The 17,310-nt window shown below is 61.9% G+C and carries 19 protein-coding genes and 1 pseudogene; 2 read left to right on the forward strand and 18 right to left on the reverse strand.

Annotation, left to right across the window (positions count from 1 at the left end):
• Positions 1–15: 15 nt before the first annotated feature.
• Entirely contained in the window at positions 16–684 is a 669-nt protein-coding gene (locus AC1D3C_RS01655; protein WP_040123895.1) for an amino acid ABC transporter permease, read from the reverse strand.
• Positions 685–784: 100 nt separating this feature from the next.
• Positions 785–1,831 (reverse strand): LacI family DNA-binding transcriptional regulator, encoded by a 1,047-nt coding sequence (locus tag AC1D3C_RS01660; protein WP_247137516.1) that lies wholly within the window; start codon positions 1,829–1,831, stop codon positions 785–787.
• Positions 1,832–1,985: 154 nt separating this feature from the next.
• Between AC1D3C_RS01660 and AC1D3C_RS01665 the strand changes: the two genes are divergently transcribed.
• The gene (locus AC1D3C_RS01665; protein WP_247034670.1) at positions 1,986–2,225 is read left to right on the forward strand and encodes a type II toxin-antitoxin system VapB family antitoxin; all 240 of its coding nucleotides are present in this window, start codon (positions 1,986–1,988) and stop codon (positions 2,223–2,225) included.
• The gene (locus AC1D3C_RS01670; RefSeq protein ID WP_040123898.1) at positions 2,225–2,659 is read left to right on the forward strand and encodes a type II toxin-antitoxin system VapC family toxin; all 435 of its coding nucleotides are present in this window, start codon (positions 2,225–2,227) and stop codon (positions 2,657–2,659) included. The genes AC1D3C_RS01665 and AC1D3C_RS01670 overlap by 1 nt, the downstream gene beginning before the upstream one ends.
• A gap of 121 nt (positions 2,660–2,780) precedes the next feature.
• Here the strand turns inward: AC1D3C_RS01670 and AC1D3C_RS01675 are convergent, their stop codons facing one another.
• The 16 genes and pseudogenes from AC1D3C_RS01675 to AC1D3C_RS01750 form a co-directional block, all read right to left on the reverse strand.
• Positions 2,781–3,605 (reverse strand): inositol monophosphatase family protein, encoded by an 825-nt coding sequence (locus AC1D3C_RS01675; RefSeq protein ID WP_477481635.1) that lies wholly within the window; start codon positions 3,603–3,605, stop codon positions 2,781–2,783.
• A complete protein-coding gene (locus AC1D3C_RS01680; protein WP_477481983.1) occupies positions 3,606–4,625 on the reverse strand; it encodes a LacI family DNA-binding transcriptional regulator in 1,020 nt (339 codons plus the stop codon). It lies immediately after the preceding gene.
• Positions 4,617–5,354 (reverse strand): annotated as a pseudogene (locus AC1D3C_RS01685) (glycerophosphodiester phosphodiesterase); the annotation flags it as partial. The pseudogene AC1D3C_RS01685 and the gene AC1D3C_RS01680, both read right to left, overlap by 9 nt.
• An 8-nt stretch (positions 5,355–5,362) precedes the next feature.
• The gene (locus AC1D3C_RS01690) at positions 5,363–6,418 is read right to left on the reverse strand and encodes an ABC transporter ATP-binding protein (RefSeq protein WP_477481636.1); all 1,056 of its coding nucleotides are present in this window, start codon (positions 6,416–6,418) and stop codon (positions 5,363–5,365) included.
• Complete coding sequence (locus AC1D3C_RS01695) at positions 6,418–7,275, reverse strand: carbohydrate ABC transporter permease (protein ID WP_247034664.1); 858 nt, start codon at positions 7,273–7,275, stop codon at positions 6,418–6,420. The genes AC1D3C_RS01690 and AC1D3C_RS01695 overlap by 1 nt, the downstream gene beginning before the upstream one ends.
• Positions 7,276–7,277: 2 nt before the next feature.
• Positions 7,278–8,579 (reverse strand): carbohydrate ABC transporter permease, encoded by a 1,302-nt coding sequence (locus tag AC1D3C_RS01700; RefSeq protein WP_477481637.1) that lies wholly within the window; start codon positions 8,577–8,579, stop codon positions 7,278–7,280.
• Positions 8,580–8,708: 129 nt separating this feature from the next.
• Positions 8,709–10,055 carry an ABC transporter substrate-binding protein gene (locus AC1D3C_RS01705; protein WP_477481638.1) on the reverse strand — a complete coding sequence of 449 codons (1,347 nt, stop codon included), beginning with the start codon at positions 10,053–10,055 and terminating at the stop codon, positions 8,709–8,711.
• A 188-nt stretch (positions 10,056–10,243) separates the two neighbouring features.
• Positions 10,244–10,540, reverse strand: a complete 297-nt coding sequence (locus AC1D3C_RS01710; RefSeq protein WP_477481639.1) for an addiction module antidote protein — start codon at positions 10,538–10,540, stop codon at positions 10,244–10,246.
• 2 nt (positions 10,541–10,542) lie between these two features.
• Complete coding sequence (locus AC1D3C_RS01715) at positions 10,543–10,833, reverse strand: type II toxin-antitoxin system RelE/ParE family toxin (RefSeq protein WP_040123904.1); 291 nt, start codon at positions 10,831–10,833, stop codon at positions 10,543–10,545.
• A 41-nt stretch (positions 10,834–10,874) separates the two neighbouring features.
• The gene (gene modC, locus AC1D3C_RS01720; protein WP_477481640.1) at positions 10,875–11,936 is read right to left on the reverse strand and encodes a molybdenum ABC transporter ATP-binding protein; all 1,062 of its coding nucleotides are present in this window, start codon (positions 11,934–11,936) and stop codon (positions 10,875–10,877) included.
• On the reverse strand, positions 11,933–12,634 hold the full coding sequence (gene modB, locus AC1D3C_RS01725; protein WP_247138985.1) for a molybdate ABC transporter permease subunit: 702 nt from the start codon (positions 12,632–12,634) through the stop codon (positions 11,933–11,935). The genes modC and modB overlap by 4 nt, the downstream gene beginning before the upstream one ends.
• 216 nt (positions 12,635–12,850) lie before the next feature.
• Positions 12,851–13,078, reverse strand: coding sequence for a hypothetical protein (locus AC1D3C_RS01730; protein ID WP_477481641.1), 228 nt, complete (start codon positions 13,076–13,078; stop codon positions 12,851–12,853).
• An 85-nt stretch (positions 13,079–13,163) separates the two neighbouring features.
• Complete coding sequence (locus AC1D3C_RS01735; RefSeq protein ID WP_477481642.1) at positions 13,164–13,394, reverse strand: hypothetical protein; 231 nt, start codon at positions 13,392–13,394, stop codon at positions 13,164–13,166.
• A gap of 296 nt (positions 13,395–13,690) precedes the next feature.
• Positions 13,691–14,485: a molybdate ABC transporter substrate-binding protein gene (gene modA, locus AC1D3C_RS01740; protein WP_247138982.1), complete on the reverse strand. Its 795-nt coding sequence runs from the start codon at positions 14,483–14,485 to the stop codon at positions 13,691–13,693.
• Positions 14,486–14,593: 108 nt separating this feature from the next.
• A complete protein-coding gene (gene ggt, locus AC1D3C_RS01745) occupies positions 14,594–16,186 on the reverse strand; it encodes a gamma-glutamyltransferase (RefSeq protein ID WP_477481643.1) in 1,593 nt (530 codons plus the stop codon).
• 130 nt (positions 16,187–16,316) lie between these two features.
• Complete coding sequence (locus AC1D3C_RS01750; RefSeq protein WP_477481644.1) at positions 16,317–17,279, reverse strand: LysR family transcriptional regulator; 963 nt, start codon at positions 17,277–17,279, stop codon at positions 16,317–16,319.
• Between the last annotated feature and the right edge of the window lie 31 nt (positions 17,280–17,310).

Here is a 17,310-nt window from a genome sequence, read left to right on the forward strand (position 1 = left end):
GGCATGGCCAGGCTCCTATCGGCTCAACGGATATTTGAAGGCGGCCTTCTCGATCGCCGAGAAGATCGTCGAGAAACCGACCGACATGACGAGATACATCACCGTGATGACGATATAGACCTCGAAGCTCGCGAAGGTCTGCGACTGCAGATTGTTGCCGGCGGCGGCAAGGTCGTCGGCTGAGATTGCCGAGACGACGCTGGAGGTCAGCATCAAATAGATGAACTGGCTGGTCAGCGACGGATAGACGGTGCGCAGCGCCGGTTTCATGATGATGTAGCGGAAGATCTGCAGCTTCGAGAGGCCGAGCGCGGTGCCGGCCTCGATCTGCCCCTTCTGGATCGACTCGATGCCGGCGCGGATGATTTCCGTGCCGTAGGCGCCGAAATTGACGACCAGCGCCACGAGCGCCGCACTGTTCGGCGTCAGAAAAATTCCAAGCGACGGGAGGCCGAAGAAGATGAAGAAGATCTGCACCAGGAACGGCGTGTTGCGGATGATCTCGATATAGGCGTCGATGACCCAGCGCAGCGGCGCAATGCCCGAAGTCTTACCCGCGGCACAGGCGATCGAAACAATCAGGCCGATGATCATCGCCGCCACCGAAAGCTGGATCGTCAGCCAGGCGCCGAGCAGAAGCTGGTCGAAACCCGCAAATACGGGCTCGAAATTGAAATTGTACAACTTGGGACCTCCCCAATGATGTCGAAAGAGCGCCACTCCTCTGCGGCGTCTGTTCATTTAGATCGATCTAAAAGCTTTCGGTCCGGACGTCAACCGAAAGCTAACGGGATTGTTGCAAAGCCGAAATGGCGACCGGCCCGCAGGATTGGCGGATATGCAAAACCGTTTCGTTCACAACCCTGCGGGCCGGGCGGACGGGATCGGCCAACCGGTCGAGGAGAAGCCGGGCCGCATTCCCGCCGATCGCCACCGGTCCGGTGGAAACGGACGTGAGCCTCGGCCGCATCGCCTCCGCGTCGGTCACGTCGTCGAAACCGATCAGCGAAAAATTCTCGCCGATCTTCAGGCCACGATCGTAGAGACCGGCGGAAAGGCCGAGCGCGATCACGTCGTTGAAGCAGATCACCGCCGTCGGCTGTTCGCCCTCGCCGAAGAGGAGATGCGCGGCATCGGCGATCTCGCCGATCTGGATCGGCAGACCCACGATCATGTTCGGATCGAGCCCGCGCGATTGCATGGCATCGCAAAACCCCTCGACGCGCTCGCGATAGGCGGAATGGATCGGCCCGTGGACGGCAAAAGCGATCGTCCCGTGGCCGAGCGATGCGAGATAATCCACCGCCTGGCGCATGCCAGCCGCATAATCGGAACCGGCATAATCGACTTCTTCGGTAATCTGGCGGAGCACCTGCACCAGCGGCAGGTCCCATTCGGCGAGCTGGTGAAGGAACGCGGGTTCGGTGCCCGCCGCCGGGCATATGATGACCCCATCGACGCCGTGCTCGCGCATCCGCCGCATCACAATGTCCTGGCGTTCGACGAGATCGCCGCTATTGGCGAGGATCACCACCATGCCGGCCGAATCGATCACCGCCTCGATGCCGGACAGCAGTTCGGCGAAAAACGGGTTCGTCAGATTGGGCACGATGACGCCGACGGTGTGGCTGCGCTCGGCCCTGAGCCGGGCGGCCCCCATGTTGTAGACATAGCCGAGCTCGCCCATCGCCTGCTCGACGCGCGCCCGCGTATCGGCACCGACCAGCGGGCTCTTGCGGATGACGAGCGAGGCGGTGGCGCGCGACACATTGGCGCGCCGCGCTACGTCGACAAGCGTCACCCGACTTTTCTTTTTGTCTTCGAATGGCATGGATGTCATTTAGCAGAGGTGAAATCCGAATACCAGCGAACCACATGAACAATTAAAACAATAGGTTAGCCATTACGGATAACGCCGAAAAGCGACCAACTTGCAAGGATATGAAAGCGAGGATATTATAATATCCTCCAAAGGATATGCTTAGATGCCTCTCTATATCAAGGACCCTGAAGTCGACAAGCTCACGGAGGAGCTTGTGGGCCTTATCAAGACGTCCAAAGTAGACGCCGTGAAGACGGCGTTGAAGCACGAGATCGCCAGCCGCAAAGCCAGCTTGCCCATTCGCGACCGGTTGGCAAAATCTCTGGCGATGGCCCGCGCTGCGGGACCATTCGCACCCGGTGACCACAAGCGCGAGACCGATGAAATGTGGGACGAAGACTGATGCTGTTCATCGACGCATCCGTGATCGTGGCTATTCTTGCGGAAGAGCAGGACCGTGATGAGTTGCTGGACCGTATCGGCCAGGATCCTGGCCCGTTCTATGTGTCATCCGTGGTGAGGATGGAGGCCTCGCTTTCGCTGACACGCCGCAAGGCTGGGGTAAGTGGCCGCGACAAGCCCGCCACCCCCGAAATGCTGGCGGAGTCTCGCCGTCTGGTGGACCAGTTCATTGCCGATCTGGAGGCCCGGGACATCATGATCAGCGGAGACGTGGGGACAAAGGCCCTGGACGCCGCCCAGGACTTCGGCAAGATCGTCAACCACCCTGCAAAGCTCAATATGGGAGATTGCTTCTCCTATGCCTGCGCAAAGGCTTACAGGACCAAGGTTGCCTATAAGGGCAACGACTTCGCCTTGACCGATATAGGCTGGTGAAGCCAAGCGGTTGAGCGCTCATCGGCGGGAGCGGCCCGGCCCCGTTTGGATTGGCGAAGGGGACGGTTGTCGCTGCGGATCGTCTATGTCGCGTCGATGCCCCTGCCGCTATCTGCCTGCCCTACTGCCGGGCGGCAGCCAAGCCTTCCATCTCCATCAGGAAGGCGAATTCGCTGGCAAGCCCCGGCGAACAGGCAACCACCGGGCCGCCCCGCGAAAGCAGATCCTCGAGCGGCGGCACGGCGATCGTCGCACCCGCTTCCGACGCGATCAGTACGCCGGCGAGCATGTCCCAGGAGGAAAGGTGCCGTTCGTAATAGAGGTCGGAAACACCTTCGGCGACGCGGACGAGGCCGATCGCGGCCGCCCCCATGCGGCGATAGTCGATGCCGCGCTCGTAGAGTTTGCGCGAGATGGCGAGGTAGTCCTCGAAGTCGGTGCGGCGGGAATGGCCGAGAATAGCAATCGCCTGGTTGGGATCACTGGTCTTGGCCGCTGCGATCGGCCTGCCTTCCTTGAAGGCCCCCTCACCCCGGATCGCGTGAAAAACCCGGTCCTGCGCGGCGTCGTAGATCACGCCCACCAGAATCTCGCCGCCGGAAACGAAGGCAATCGAGACGCCCCAGTGCCGAAATCCGCGGATGAAATTGGTGGTGCCGTCGATCGGATCGACCACCCAGGTGCCGCGTTCTCCGGACTGCCCGCCGCCCTCTTCGCCCATGAAGGAATCATCGGGAAATTTGCCGAGCAGGGATGCGCGGATCGCTTTTTCCGCCCGCTTGTCGGCGACGGTGACGAAATCCTGCAGGCCCTTGTTCTCGACGCCGAGCGTTTCGGGAAGAGCTTCGGCGCGGAAGGCGGCAGCCTCCATGCCGACCCGGCGGGCGACCGCGATTGCGGCCCTTTCGCGAGATTGCAGGGAGGTTAGATCGAATGCAGATGCCATTTATGCACTTCTTCTTTTGATCAGCGTCACGGGCGTGAATTCCACCCTAGCCACGGCGTCCGGTTCGGACATGCGGCTGGTCAGGAGATCGATCACCTGTTCCGCCTGTACGTCGCAGGGCTGTACGAAGGTGGTGAGGTCATAGGCCGACCAGCTTGCCTGAGGGATGTCGTCATGGCCGATCACCTTGACCGAACCGTAGTTTCGCCCGGCCTTGGCAAGCCCGTCGAGCACGCCGCAGGCCATGTAGTCGTTGACCGAAAACACCCCGTCGATGCCAAGGTCGATCAGCGCCTGTGCCGCTTCGTGCCCATGGGCGTAATCATTGATGGCGACCGGGATCAGCGGCGCATCGAGCCCGAGCATCTGGCAGCGGCTCTGAAACGCCTCGGCGCGACGGCGCGAGGAATAGGAGACGGCGGTGCCGGCGATGACGGCAAGCTTCTTGGCGCCCGATTCGACGAGGTGGTCGACGGCCGTGTAACCGGACATTCGGTCGTCGGAGACGACCCGGTCGACGAAGGGAAAATCCTCGCCCTTGTTGACCAAGACGATCGGCACACCCTCGACCGCGCATTCCTCGAAGATGTGCGAGGGCGGCGCGTCCGAAGTGATGATGACCCCGGAGACGGCGTAATGCAGCAGCTGGCCGATAACGGTGGCGCTGTCCGCTTCCTTGGAAGTCGGCAGCAGGATCGGCCGGTAGTTGCGGGCGATCAGCGCGCGGGCCAGATTTTCGAGCTGCTGGGTGCGGAACGGGTTATCGAGGCCGGCGGCCACCAGGCCGACGAAATCCGAACGCTTGTTGGTGAGGCTGCGGGCGAGATAGTTGACCCGGTAGCCGAGTTCCTTGGCAGCCTGATACACTTTCTGCCGGGTTTTTTCCGAAACGCTGGCATCCGGCGTGAAGGCGCGCGACACGGCGGCGCGCGAGACGCCGGCTGCACGGGCGACATCGAAGGAGGTGACGCGGCGTGGTTCCCGGGAAAGGGAAATGCCGCCCGTCTCCCTGGGCCGCATCAGGTCCGGCAGGTCGGTGCAGATGCCGAGCACCGGCAGCACCATGATGTCTTTCAGGACGTCCGGTCGCTCCTCGTGCCAGAGCACGATTTCCTTGCCATCGGCAAAAGCCCTGTCGACCAGTTCCTCGGTGACGAATTCCTGTGGCGTGTCGCTCGCCTTTTCCCAGCACAGATGCAGGATATCGGCGCCGGCCATCTCGCCTGCCGTATGCGGATCGTGGCCGACGCGGATCAGCACGGAGAGCGGGTAGTCACAGCCGAGGTCGCGCAGTTCACGCACCTGGGCGGTATCGAAGGAACCGAGACAGGCGAAACGCTGGTCCATGTCCTTCAGGTGCTGCCAGCAGAGCGGACCGGTGCCCGGCCGCTTCAGCTCGACGTAAAGGCCGCAACCGGTCTCCCGGCCGAGTGCGGCGACTTCCGCGAAACTCGGCACATCCGGCACCGCCTCGCGCAGCTCCGCAAAAGTCATCTGCGAGATATGCAGGTCCTGCTGGAAGACCCGTTGCAGATGATCGTCATGGGAAACGACGACCACGCCGTCCGAGGTCATCTGGGTGTCGAGTTCCCACATTTCGGCGCCGAGCTCGGCTGCGCGGCGAAAGGCGGTGAGCGTGTTCTCCCGCTCGTGGCCGCTCGCACCGCGATGGCCAATGCAGAACGGCAGCCGGCCTTTGTTCTCGGGCCAGCCGTATTTCTGGAAGAAGGCGGAGAAGTCGCGCATCAGAGTCTCCATCACAATCTCCGGCCGTCTTCTGCAAAGACAAAGGTCGAGGCGCTGTCCAGGTTCCAGCGCACGCTATCACCCGGCTTCACATCGTCGCGCACCGGCTGGATCGAGCGCAGCACTGAACCGTCCGGCAGAATGACATCGTATAGATTTTCGCGGCCTTGAGTTTCCGCAAACACGACCCTGCCTTCGACGGGCACACCGCCCGCCGTGCCGAAATGTTCCGGGCGGACGCCAAGGCTGAGCGCGGTTCCATCCGCAATGCCGGAAACCGCGGTGAGCGGCAGGCGCAAGCCGTTTTCACCCAGCACGAATGCTCCCTGCTGAGCCTTGCCCTTGAGGAAGGAGATCGGCGGATTGCCGAGGAAGCTGGCGACGAAGGACGTGCGCGGATCGTTATACATCTGCGACGGCGTGGCGATCTGGACGATCTCACCCGATTTCATGATGGCGATGCGATCGCACATCGACATCGCCTCGACCTGGTCATGGGTGACGAGGATGGCGGTGATGCCGGTTTCCTTCTGCAGCCGTCGGATTTCCGAGCGCATCTCGAGCCGGAGCTTGGCGTCGAGATTGGCGAGCGGTTCGTCGAGGAGCAGCACGTCCGGGCGGCGGATCAAAGCGCGGGCGAGCGCCACGCGCTGCTGCTGGCCGCCGGAAAGCTGCGCCGGGCGCCGCCCCAGGAGATCGCCGATATGGACAAGTGCCGCGATGCCAGCGACATGCTTCTTGATGTCGGCGGAGGGAACCCGCTTCACCATCAGCGGGAAGCCGATATTCTCCTCCACCGTCATATGCGGATAAAGCGCATAGGATTGGAAAACGACGCCGACATTGCGCTCCTGGCTCGGCAGATGGGTGACGTCCCGGTCGCCGAACAGGATGCGGCCCGAGGTCGGCCGGTGGATGCCGCAGACGGCAAAGAGTGTCGTCGACTTGCCGCAGCCGGAAGGTCCGAGCAGTGCCAGCATTTCGCCGGAGCCCACTTCGAGATCCATGTTTTCGATGATCCTGGTAGAGCCGAAACTCTTGGAAAACTTGTCGAGCAGTATACGCATCAGCCCTTGGTGCCTCCGCCATAGATGTTCATGAGATGCTTCTGGAAGAAGACATAGAGGATCAGCACCGGCACGACGTAGAAGACGCCGACGGCCTTGAAGGTGCCGAAATCGAAATTGTTGTCGTCGATGATCAGGCCCGCCAGATAGACCGACAAGACCTGCACCTTTGCGCCCGGCGCCAGCACCTGCGGCAGGATGAATTCGCTCCAGCCGGTGAGGAATGAAAACAGCCCGAGCGCCATCACCGCCGGTTTGATCTGCGGCAGCACCAGCCGGCGCCAGACCGTGAAGCGCGAGGCGCCGTCCACGGTGCCAGCCATCTCGATCTCCCAGGGCACGGTGTCGTAAAAACCCTTCATCAGCCAGATGCCGAGCGGCAGGTCGATCGCCGCCTTCACCAGGATCACCCCGATCAGCGAATTGTAGAGGCCGATCCACTGCAGCACGATGAAGATGGCGATGATCAGCGTCACCGACGGGAAGGCGTGCAGCACCATGACGCCGGCGAGGAAAAAGCCGCGTGCCGGCACGTTGAGACGCGACAGCACGTAACCCGCCATCGACGAGACCGTGAGGATGACGCCGGTGATGCAGCTTGCGAAGATGAAGGTGTTGAGCGTGACGAGCCAGATATTCGGCTTGCCGGTCTTGGTCTCCCAGAGGAAGCTCCAGTGGCGCAGCGTGAACTCGTTCGGGATCAGCGAGCCGACTTCCGTGTCGCTGATCGTGTCGATGAAGAGATAGGCATACATCACCAGCAGCGGCAGGCTGAAAAGGCCGAGCAGCAGGATCACGGGGAGGCTCGAGAAATTCGCCGAGGTCGTGTTTGACGAAATTTGCGGTTTTTCGGCCATGCTCAATCCTCGATCAGCGGCTTGGAGATCAGCGTGTCGTAGCGGAAGATACGCAGGTAGATGAGCGACAGCACGATCCCGACCACCACCAGCACCAGCGCCATGGCAGCGCCCAGCCCGTATTCCAGGTTGCCGGTATAGTTGTTGAGCGCGGTGTGGTAGGCGGCGAGCGACCATACTTCGGTCGCCCGCCCCGGCCCGCCGCGGGTCGAGAGGAGGATTTCGTTGAAGGAGGCGAGCAGCGACAGGGTCTGGTAGCAGGTGACGAACAGGATCGGCCAGCGAAGCTGCGGCAGGATGATGTGGCGGACCTGCTGCCACCGGCTGGCGCCATCGACTTCGCTTGCATGGAACTGCGTCTGCGGGATCGCCTTGATCGCGGAAGAGAAGACCAGCATGCCCATCGAGGCGCCGATGAAGCCGTTGATCAGGATCACGAAGAACCAGGCATTATAGGCGCTGTCGAGCAGGTAGTTCTTCGGCGGATAACCGAACTGGCCCATGAACATCGAGATGAAGCCGCTGTCCCAGGTCAGCCATTTCCACATCAACACGTAGATGACCACCGGCGTTATGCGCGGCAGCAGCCAGATGGCGCGGAAGACGGATGCGGTCGAAGCCGGCATGTAGTGGGTGGTGATGGCGAGGAAGAGTGCATAGCTGACGTTGAAGACGAGCAGCGTGGTGGCGACGTAGAAGGCGGTGTTGAGGAAGATCGACGCCATGTCCGGCGAATTGCCGATGATCCGGAAGTTTTCCGTCGTCCACACCCAGCCGGTATAGGTGGCCTTGGCGACCGTCTGCTGTTCGGCTGGCGTCAGGGTGAAGCCGAGCTTCTTGAGGTTGGCCATCAGCTCGTCGCGGGTCTCGAAACGGGTATTCAGAACAGAGCGGTTGAAGAGGTCGGAGATCTGCTTGACCTCGCGGGTCGAGGGCCTGTCCTTCAGCGCCTTGATCACCCGCTCCGCCTCGCGCCGCGAGGGAAAGACCTCGCCCATATGGCTGGATCGCAGCTCGGCGGTGAAGCCGGTCTTGAGCTTCAGGGCCTCCAGGGCGACAAGGCCCTCCTCGTCGATGACGAAGCGCGGCTCGGCAATGCCGCTTGCGAGCTCCGGCATATCGGTCTTCAGACGGTTGACGGCACCTTGCGTGACCTGCCAGGCCCCGCCGGAAATGCCGGTCGCGGTGGTCATGTTGGTCATGGCGAAGATGGCGGTCAACACGACCGGCACCAGGAAAAACAGGAGGATCATGACCGCAGCGGGCGCGATCATCACCAGTCCGAGCGTTCGTGACGTTCGCATGGGTGAAGCCTTGGGAAACGGATGGGATGCGGGCGGCGGAGCGAGCGCCGCCCGCAGTTCGGGACGAGGAGTTTCGCCCGGATAGGTCGGCGCCCTATGTCAACCCGTGGAGACACGGGGCGTCTTGTTTCAGCGGATGATGATCGCTGCGCCGAGCGTCGACTTCAGCTCGGTTTCGGCATCGTTGACCGCGGCATCGGCGGTCTTGGCGCCGGTCCAAGATGCTTCGAGGTTCTTCCACATGATCGTCCAGTATTTGCCGAAATCAGCATTGTTCGGCATGGCGTTGGCATGCGGCAGCAGGCGCCCGGTGGCTTCCGAAGCCCAACGGTTGGCGGTGTAGAGGTCGACCTTGGTTTCGGAAGGCGAGATGCCGAGATGGGCGGACTTGATCGCATGCAGCGCGTTGATGCGCGGCTCGGAGGCGATCTTGATCAGGTCGGCCGCGATCTGTGTCTCTTCTTCGGTATGGCCGGCCATCAGCAGGTAGGCGAGCGGGTGGGTCAGCGTGTTGGCCTTGCCGCCTTCGCCGGCCGGCGTCAGGGTGAACTGAACGTTGCCGAAAAAGTCCTTCAGGCCTTCCTGGTTGACGAGGCGGGCATAATGCCAGGTGCCGCCGTGCCAGATGCCGGCCTTGCCGGTGGCGACTTCCTTCCACCACTGGTCGCCCGGCATGCCGATATGGTTCTTCTTGGTGACGCCGGCCTTCACGAGATCGGCGAAATACTGGTAGGTGCGCTTCATCGCGGCCTTGTCGAAGACGAGCTTGCCTTGCTCTTCCATCACGCCGCCAAAGGACGTGTAGAACTGCCAGTAGTCCGGACCGTTATTGGTGCGTGGATAAAAGCCGTAGCCCGCTTGGACGAGGCCCTTGTCCTGCATCTTCTTGGCGTCTTCGAGGACGTTCTTCAGGGTATATTCGCCCTTTTCGACCTTGGCCGGCAGAGCCTCGATATCGGCATCCGAATAGCCGATCGCCTTCATGTAAGGCTTCCAGAAGAAGAACGGACGGGATTCGGCGTCCTGCGGAATGCCGTAGACGGTGCCGTTGAAGGAGGTGATCTCCATCAGGTTCGGATAGATGTCGCTGATCGGCCAGCTATCGAGGTCGATGAACTTCTCGACCGGAACGATAAGGCCGGCCTGGGCCCAGGGGCCGATGTCTTCATGGCCGGTGGCGACGATGTTCGGAGCCTTTTTGGCTTCCGCGGCCAGCGTCAGGGCCTGCTTGAAGTCTTCCCAGCCGGAATAGGGCGTCTTCTGGACGATGATGTTGAGCTGTTCGCCGCGGATGGCCGCTTCGCGCTCGAGAATATCGGCAGCGATGTCGAACGCATCGGTGCGGTAGTTGTCGTTCGGCCCGGAACCGCCGGACCAGACGGAGATGGTGACATCCTTGGCGGACGCGAAGACCGCCGTCGAGGCGAAGAGCACGGCCGCGAGCGTGACGGATTTGAGTATCGGAAGAACAGTCATGGTTTACTCCCCGAAGAGCGAAATGGCTTCTTCCGAACCCTGAAAGACCTGTCGGCCGGGGCTTGCGGAAGCGCTGAAGATCATCAACAGGAAGTGGTCTAGCGGCGCTCCTTAACACCGGGATGACAAAATGTACGCGTGTGCAAAATTTCTTCGAAGGACAGTTCTGCCGCCTGCTGGACCGAACCCTATGCCGCTTCGTTGGCGGAAGTGACCGTCACCCGGAGCCCCAAGGCCTTCAAGACGCCGAGCAGTGTGGAGAGCTTCGGATCTCCCTTATCGCTCAGCGCCTTGTAGAGCGCCTCGCGTGTAATGCCCGCTTCCTTGGCGACATTGGTCATGCCCATGGAACGGGCAACATCTCCAAGGGCGATCGAGATAAGCTTTGGATCGCCATCTTCGAAAGCCGCTTCGAGATAGGCAACGCGCTCTTCGGGCGTCTTCAGGTAGTCCTGAACGTCCCATTTCGTCGTTTCAATAGGCACTGTCATATCTCCTTCGCCATCTGTTTTGCTGAAGCGATGTCCTTGCTCTGGGTGCTCTTGTCACCGCCGCAAAGCAGAATGATGATCTCCTGGCCTTGCTGTATGAAATAGAGCCGGTAGCCGGGGCCGTAGGCGATACGGGCTTCGCTGATGCCTTCGCCGACAGGTTTTACATCCCCCAGATTGCCGATCTCCATACGGCGAATCCGCGTAACTATCCGCATTCGGGCGTTATGGTCGCGAAGTTCGCCGAACCACTTTGAGAAAGCTGCCGTTTTGCGGACTTCGATCATGTGTAATCTATAGTTCACAGTCTGCTGAAGATCAATCCACGCTACCGTTCCAGCGCTACCGTCTTGATCACCGCAAAAACCGGCTTTTCCAGCTTCAGGTCGAGCCGTTCGACGGAAAGCGCGGTGATGCGGGCGAGCACGATATCTCCGCCGCAGCGGATGCGGATGCGGGCCATGCCGTCGCCGTCCGGTTCGATCGCGGCGATTATGCCGTCAAGGATATTAAGCGCGCTCAAGCCCTCCGGCCGCTGGGTCGCGACCATCACGTCCCGTTCGGGGATGTGCACGCGGACGCTCCGGCCCTCTTCGGCATGCGCATTCGGCACGACGATCTGCGCTTGCGCCAGCCGGATCGTCGCCAGACGGTGCGGGATGTCGATTGCCTCGACGACGCCGGTCAGCACCGCGCCGGCATCGCGGCGGTCGGCCGACGGCAGCGACAGGACTTCGGACGGCGTACCGACCGCCTCTACCCGGCCGTCCTTCATTATCACTACCTTGTCGGCGAGCCGCGCCACTTCCGAGACCGAATGGCTGACATAGACGATCGGCGTCGAGGTTTCGTCACGCAGGCGTTCGAGATAGGGCAGAATCTCCGCCTTGCGCTGGTCGTCGAGCGCGGCGAGCGGCTCGTCCATCAACAGCAGGCGCGGCGCAGACAGCAGCGCCCGGCCGATCGCGACGCGCTGTTTTTCTCCGCCCGATAGCTTTCCCGGCCGCCGGTCGAGCAGCGCGCCGATCCCGAGCAGTTCGACGATGTGGTCGAAATTCTCGGGCGGCGTTGTCTTCGGCGCGAACCAGCGGCCGTAGCCAAGGTTCTGGCGCACCGAGAGGTGCGGAAAAAGCCGGCCCTCCTGAAAGACGTAGCCGAAGCGGCGCCTGTGCTTTGGCACGAAGACGCGGTTCTCGGTGTCGAGCAGCACTTCGCCATCGACCATCAGCCGACCACGGTCAGGCTTCGAGAGCCCGGCGATCACCCGCACCAGCGAGGTCTTGCCCGAGCCTGAACGCCCGAACAGAGCGGTGACGCCGCCTTCCGACGTAAAGCTCGCATCGAGCACGAATTCTCCCAGCGTCTGCTGTGCCTCGACGATAAGGGTCATTCGATGTCGACCCTCCTGCCGACCAGATAGGCCATGAATTCGGAGGCAAGCAGCGCGGCGAAGGAAATGACGATCGCGACCAGCGTCAGCCGCATCGCGCCGGCATCGCCGCCTGGCACCTGCGTGAACGTGTAGATCGCCGACGAAAGGGTCTGGGTTTCACCGGGAATATTGGAGACGAAGGTGATCGTCGCGCCGAATTCGCCCATTGCCTTGGCGAAGGCGAGGATCATGCCGGCGATCACGCCCGGCAGGATGAGCGGCAGGGTCACGGTCATGAACACCCAGGCGGGACCGGCGCCGAGCGTACCCGCCGCCTCTTCGAGCTTGCGGTCGACCGCCTCGATCGACAGCCGGATGGAGCGCACCATCAGCGGGAAGCCCATGACGCCGCAGGCGAGTGCCGCGCCGGTCCAGCGGAAGGAGAGCACGATGCCGAGATATTCGTTGAGAAAGGCGCCGATGACGCCGCGTCGCCCGAACAGGACGAGCAGCAGGAAACCGGTGACGACCGGTGGCAGGATGAGCGGCAGGTGGACGACGCCGTTCAGGATCGACTTGCCCCAGAATTTTCCACGGGCGAGCAGATAGGCGACAAGAAGGCCGAACGGCAGGCTGACGATCATCGCGACGGAGGAAACCTTCAGGCTGAGCCTGATTGCGGTCCATTCCTCGTCACTCAGCACCAGCCAGTCCAAACGCCTGTCCCACCCGCAGCCGCAACGCAATATATCACCCTGGATATATCGAGACGGATCGGATAGCTAGGTCTTCGCGGGAAAGTTATCGGGAGCGCTCTGAAAAAGGCGGTGGGAGAGCGCCGGATTGACCGCTGCTCTCCCTGCACCATCGCATTCACAAGATGGATTGCCTCGGACGAAGGCCGTTAAGCCTTTGTCTCTTTGCGCGATTGGTTAGCGGTTGTCGCGGCTCGTATCGCCGAAGATCGACGGGCTTTCCTGGCGATCGTTGTCGCGGATCTGAATGCTACCGGTGCGCACGCCGTCTACATTACCGCCGTTGATCCGGGCGGAAGCATGCGTCTTCGAGGTGCCTTCATAATAGTCGCCTTCGGCGAGAGCCGAGCCTGCGAAGGAAGCGGCGGCGATCATGGCGGCGATAGCGGAGATGGAAGTCTTCATTGTCCTAGTCCTTTCAGAGTTCGTCCGGGGCTGAAGTTTGCGACCTGCCTGGCGGACGACATTCGGTATCTTGGATGAGCTGCGGTTAACGGTTGTCGCGGCTTTCATGCTTGAAGATCGGCTGGTCGCCGCGATTGTCGTAGGTGCGGACCCGATCGATACTGCCGGTCCTGACATTGTCGACCTTGTCACTGGTCTGGGCGGCTGCCTGTCCCTTGGAGGCACCCTGATAATAATCGCCTTCTGCAAAAGCGACGCCGGCGAAAGAAGCCGAAGCGATCATGGCTGCGGCAAGCGTGGAAAGTACTGTCTTCATTATCGTATTCCTTGACTGAAACGGAGCCGCTTGGGATTCGGGTTCCGTCGAACGGTACACGGAAGCACGTTGTTTGCTTCCGAGCCTTGAAATGGGGGAGCGGGTCCAAGGTCGCTAGGGCATGATTTCCAAACGGAATGTTCGGGATTCGAGAACAAACAACTGCGTGAAGTCTGTTGAAATCCGAATCCGGCCGGGCTGAGCCGCATCGGCGCGCTCTCCAGAATGGCTTCGTCGGAAACGAAAAACGGCCCTGAAATGGGCCGTTTCGATGAGTTCGCTGGAGCTCTTACGGATTACTTCAGAACGATGAAACCTTCCTTTTCGAAAAACGGCGCGGCCCTGGCCGACTTCAGGTAGTCGAGATAGGCAGGCGCATCCTTGGACTTCGATTCCGACAGAATGGCGATTGGATAGACGATCGGCGGATGGGTGTCGGCCGGGAAGACGCCGACGATCGCAACGCCCGGATCGGCCGCCGCGTCCGTCTGATAAACGATGCCGTAAGGCGCTTCGCCGCGCGACACGAGCGCGAGTGCCGCGCGTACGCTTTCGGCACTTGCGACGCTCTTTTCGACCGACGACCAGACGCCCAACTTTTCGAGTGCTGCCTTGCCGTATTTGCCGGCCGGAACCGCATTCGGCTCACCCATCGCCAGCCGTCCGCCTTTAAGCAGTCCCGCGAGATCGAATCCCGGCCTGATGTCCACCGGATTGGCGGTATCCTTGGCGGCGACCAGCACGATGCGGTTGCCCAGCCAGTTGAACCGGGTATCGTCCTTGACGAGTTTCTTGTCGGAGACGTACTTCATCCAGTCGAGGTCGGCCGAAATGAAGATATCGGCCGGCGCGCCGTTTTCGATCTGCTTGGCGAGCGTCGAGCTTGCCGCGTAGGAAACCGTAACGTCCTTGCCGCCCTGGGCGCCCCACGCTTTGTTGGCGTTGTCGAGCGCGTTCTTCATGCTGGCTGCCGCAAAGACGGTGACTTTTTCCTGGGCGGCGGCGGGAGCGGCGAAGGAAGCGAGCGTTAAGAAGGTGGCTGCCGCCGACGTCACGGCGAGCCTGATCCAGGAATGACGATCAATGTTCATGATTTCCTCTCTAATCCCTAAGCGAGATATTCCCTTGGATATCTCGGAGAGGAGGTTTTGGCCAGCGTTATATTCGGCCAAATATCTTGATGCGGTTGACAGGCAGGCTCAGATGCCGAGAGCCATGCCGTCCTTGCGCGGATCGGAGCCGCCCCTCAACACCCCGGTTTCCCAATCGATCCAGATCGCCTGGGCGCCGCCCATCGCCGATTCCGGCGCCTTCACCTCGAAACCGCGCTTGATGAATTCCGGGCCAACCGTGTTGCGCAGCCGGGCTTCCATCTCGACATGATTGGTGCCGGGCAGCGGGAAGAGGCGCGGCAGGTCGATGGCGCTCTGCAGGTCCATGCCGTAGTCGAAGACTTTTGAGAGGAAGTGGGCGTGGCCCATGGCCTGGTACTGGCCGCCCATGACGCCGAACGGCATGACGGCTCGGCCGTCCTTCGTCACCATGCCGGGGATGATCGTGTGCATCGGCCGCTTGCCCGGCGCAATTGCGTTCGGATGGTCCGGATCGAGCGAGAAGCTGAAGCCGCGGTTGTGGAACATCACCCCGCTCTTGGGATCCATGTGGCCGCTGCCGTAAACGAAGAAGATCGAGTTGATGAAGCTGATGGCATTGCGATCGCTGTCGACGACGGAGAGATAGATGGTGTCCTTGTGCGGCACCTCGTCGAACGGCGGCAGGTCCGTGATCACCTTGTCGGGATCGATCATGCCGGCCAACTGCCTGGCGAGTTCGTCCGAAAGCAGGTAGTCGACCGGCACCTCGACCTTGGCCGGATCGGCGAGGAAACGGTTTCGCGCAGCGTAAGCCAGGCGCGTCGCCTCGACCTCGATATGCAGCCGCTCGGGCGCCAGCGGATCGCCCTCGCCCGGAAAATGCGACAGGATGTTGAGGATCATCAGCGCGATGATGCCCTGGCCGTTGGGCGGGCATTCGTGGATTTCGTGGCCGCGGAATGTCGTCTTGATCGGCGTCACGTATTCGCCCTTGGCATTGGCGAAATCTTGAAGCGTATGCAGCGCCCCGATGCCGTTCAGGTAGCTCACCATGCCTTCCGCGATCGGGCCTCGATAAAAAGCGTCCCTGCCTTCCCGGCCGATCGTTTCCAGCGTATCGGCAAGTTGCTTCTGATACTGGATCGAACCTGCCGGCGGCGCCTTGCCGTCGACGAGGAAGACGCGGCTTGCAGCCGGGTCGTCCTTCAGGATCTCCGCTTGTGCGGCAAGATCGTGCGCGGTGCGCGGCGGCAGAACATAGCCGTCGCGCGCCAGCTTGATGGCCGGCGCAAGAATATCGGCCATCTTCATCCGGCCGTGATCGGCAACGAGGCGCGTCCAGGCATCCACCGCCCCCGGCACGGTGATCGTGTGGGGCGAGGTACGGGTGAGGCTGGTGACGCCGAGCGAACGGAGATGTTCGACGGTTGCGGTAGCCGGCGCCCGGCCGGACCCGTTATAGGCCAGCACCTCGTCGGTGCCACTGAGCGAGAGGAGAGCGAAACAGTCGCCGCCGATGCCGGTCGAGCCGGCTTCGACGACGCACTGCACGGCGCAGGCGGCAACCGCCGCATCCACGGCATTGCCGCCGTTGCGCAGCATGTCGATGGCGGTGAGCGTCGCCAGCGGCTGTGAGGTGGCGGCCATCGCGGTGCGGCCGACGGCGAGCGAACGGCCGGGTAGTTCGAAGTCTCTCATGTCACTCTCATCACTGGAAAATGGGCTCAAGACCCTGTGGCGGCTCAATATTCATCCTCAACAGACCATGCCGGGCAAGCGGCATCAAGCCGTCATGTGTTGATTTCCGAAAGCCGGCCGCTTGCCGGGCTCAAGCTGCGATCTGCGAAATTCCCATCTTGCAGCCGGAGGCTTCAAGCGCCGCGCCGGCGACCTCCACGAAGAGGGTGCGAAACCATGAGGCACGGCTGTCCGCATGGTCGACGCGTCGGTAGAGCATGCTCACCGGCTCGGCCGGCAGGTCGATCGGCGGCAGGTCGATCGCCAGATTGTGAAGCTGGGCCATGCAGCGGGCGATCGATTCCGGAATGGTGGCGATGGCCGGCATGGCCCGTAGCGCCGTCGGCAGTGCCGAGAACCGCGGCACCGTCGCCACGACATTGCGGGTTTTCCCATGACCGGCGAGTGCTACGTCGATGCTGGTCGAGGAATTGCCCTCGAAGGAGACGGCGACATGTGGCGCATCGGCATAGGCGTCAAGGCCGAGCGGCGCCTTGAGCTTGATCTGCGCGGGGTCGTAGATGCAGACGGACGACTGGGTGAAGAGCGGCGCGCGGACATGCCAGGAGGGCGGCTCACCGTGCACCGCGACGCTGAAATCGAAGGCGCCGTCATCCAGCATGCGCGAAACGTCACGCCGTTCCGAGGCGACGCCGATCAGCCGCGATCCGGGCGAGAGCTGCCGCAGACGGGCGGCGAGCGGGCCGAAGAAAGCCGATTCGAGATTGTCGCACATACCGACGCGGAACTCGCCTTCCCAGCTTTTCGGGTCGAACGCGGCCGGCGGCCGGATCGCCCGTTCGATGTTCGAAAGCGCGTCCTCGATCACAGGCGCAATCGCCAGCGCCCGGGGCGTCGGCTGCAGGCCACGTCCGACACGTACGAACAGGTCGTCGTCCAGCGCCTCGCGCAACCGCTTCAAGGCCGCCGACAGGCCCGGTTGTCCGAGCAGCAACCGCTCGGCGGCGCGGCTGACATTGCGTTCCTGCATCAGCACCGCAAAGGCCAGAAGCAGGTTGAGGTCGATCTTTCGAAGGATAGCGTCATTCATCATCGCCAGTAATACGTGCCATGGCAATTATCAA

The organism is Neorhizobium sp. P1_A6, assembly GCF_056406795.1.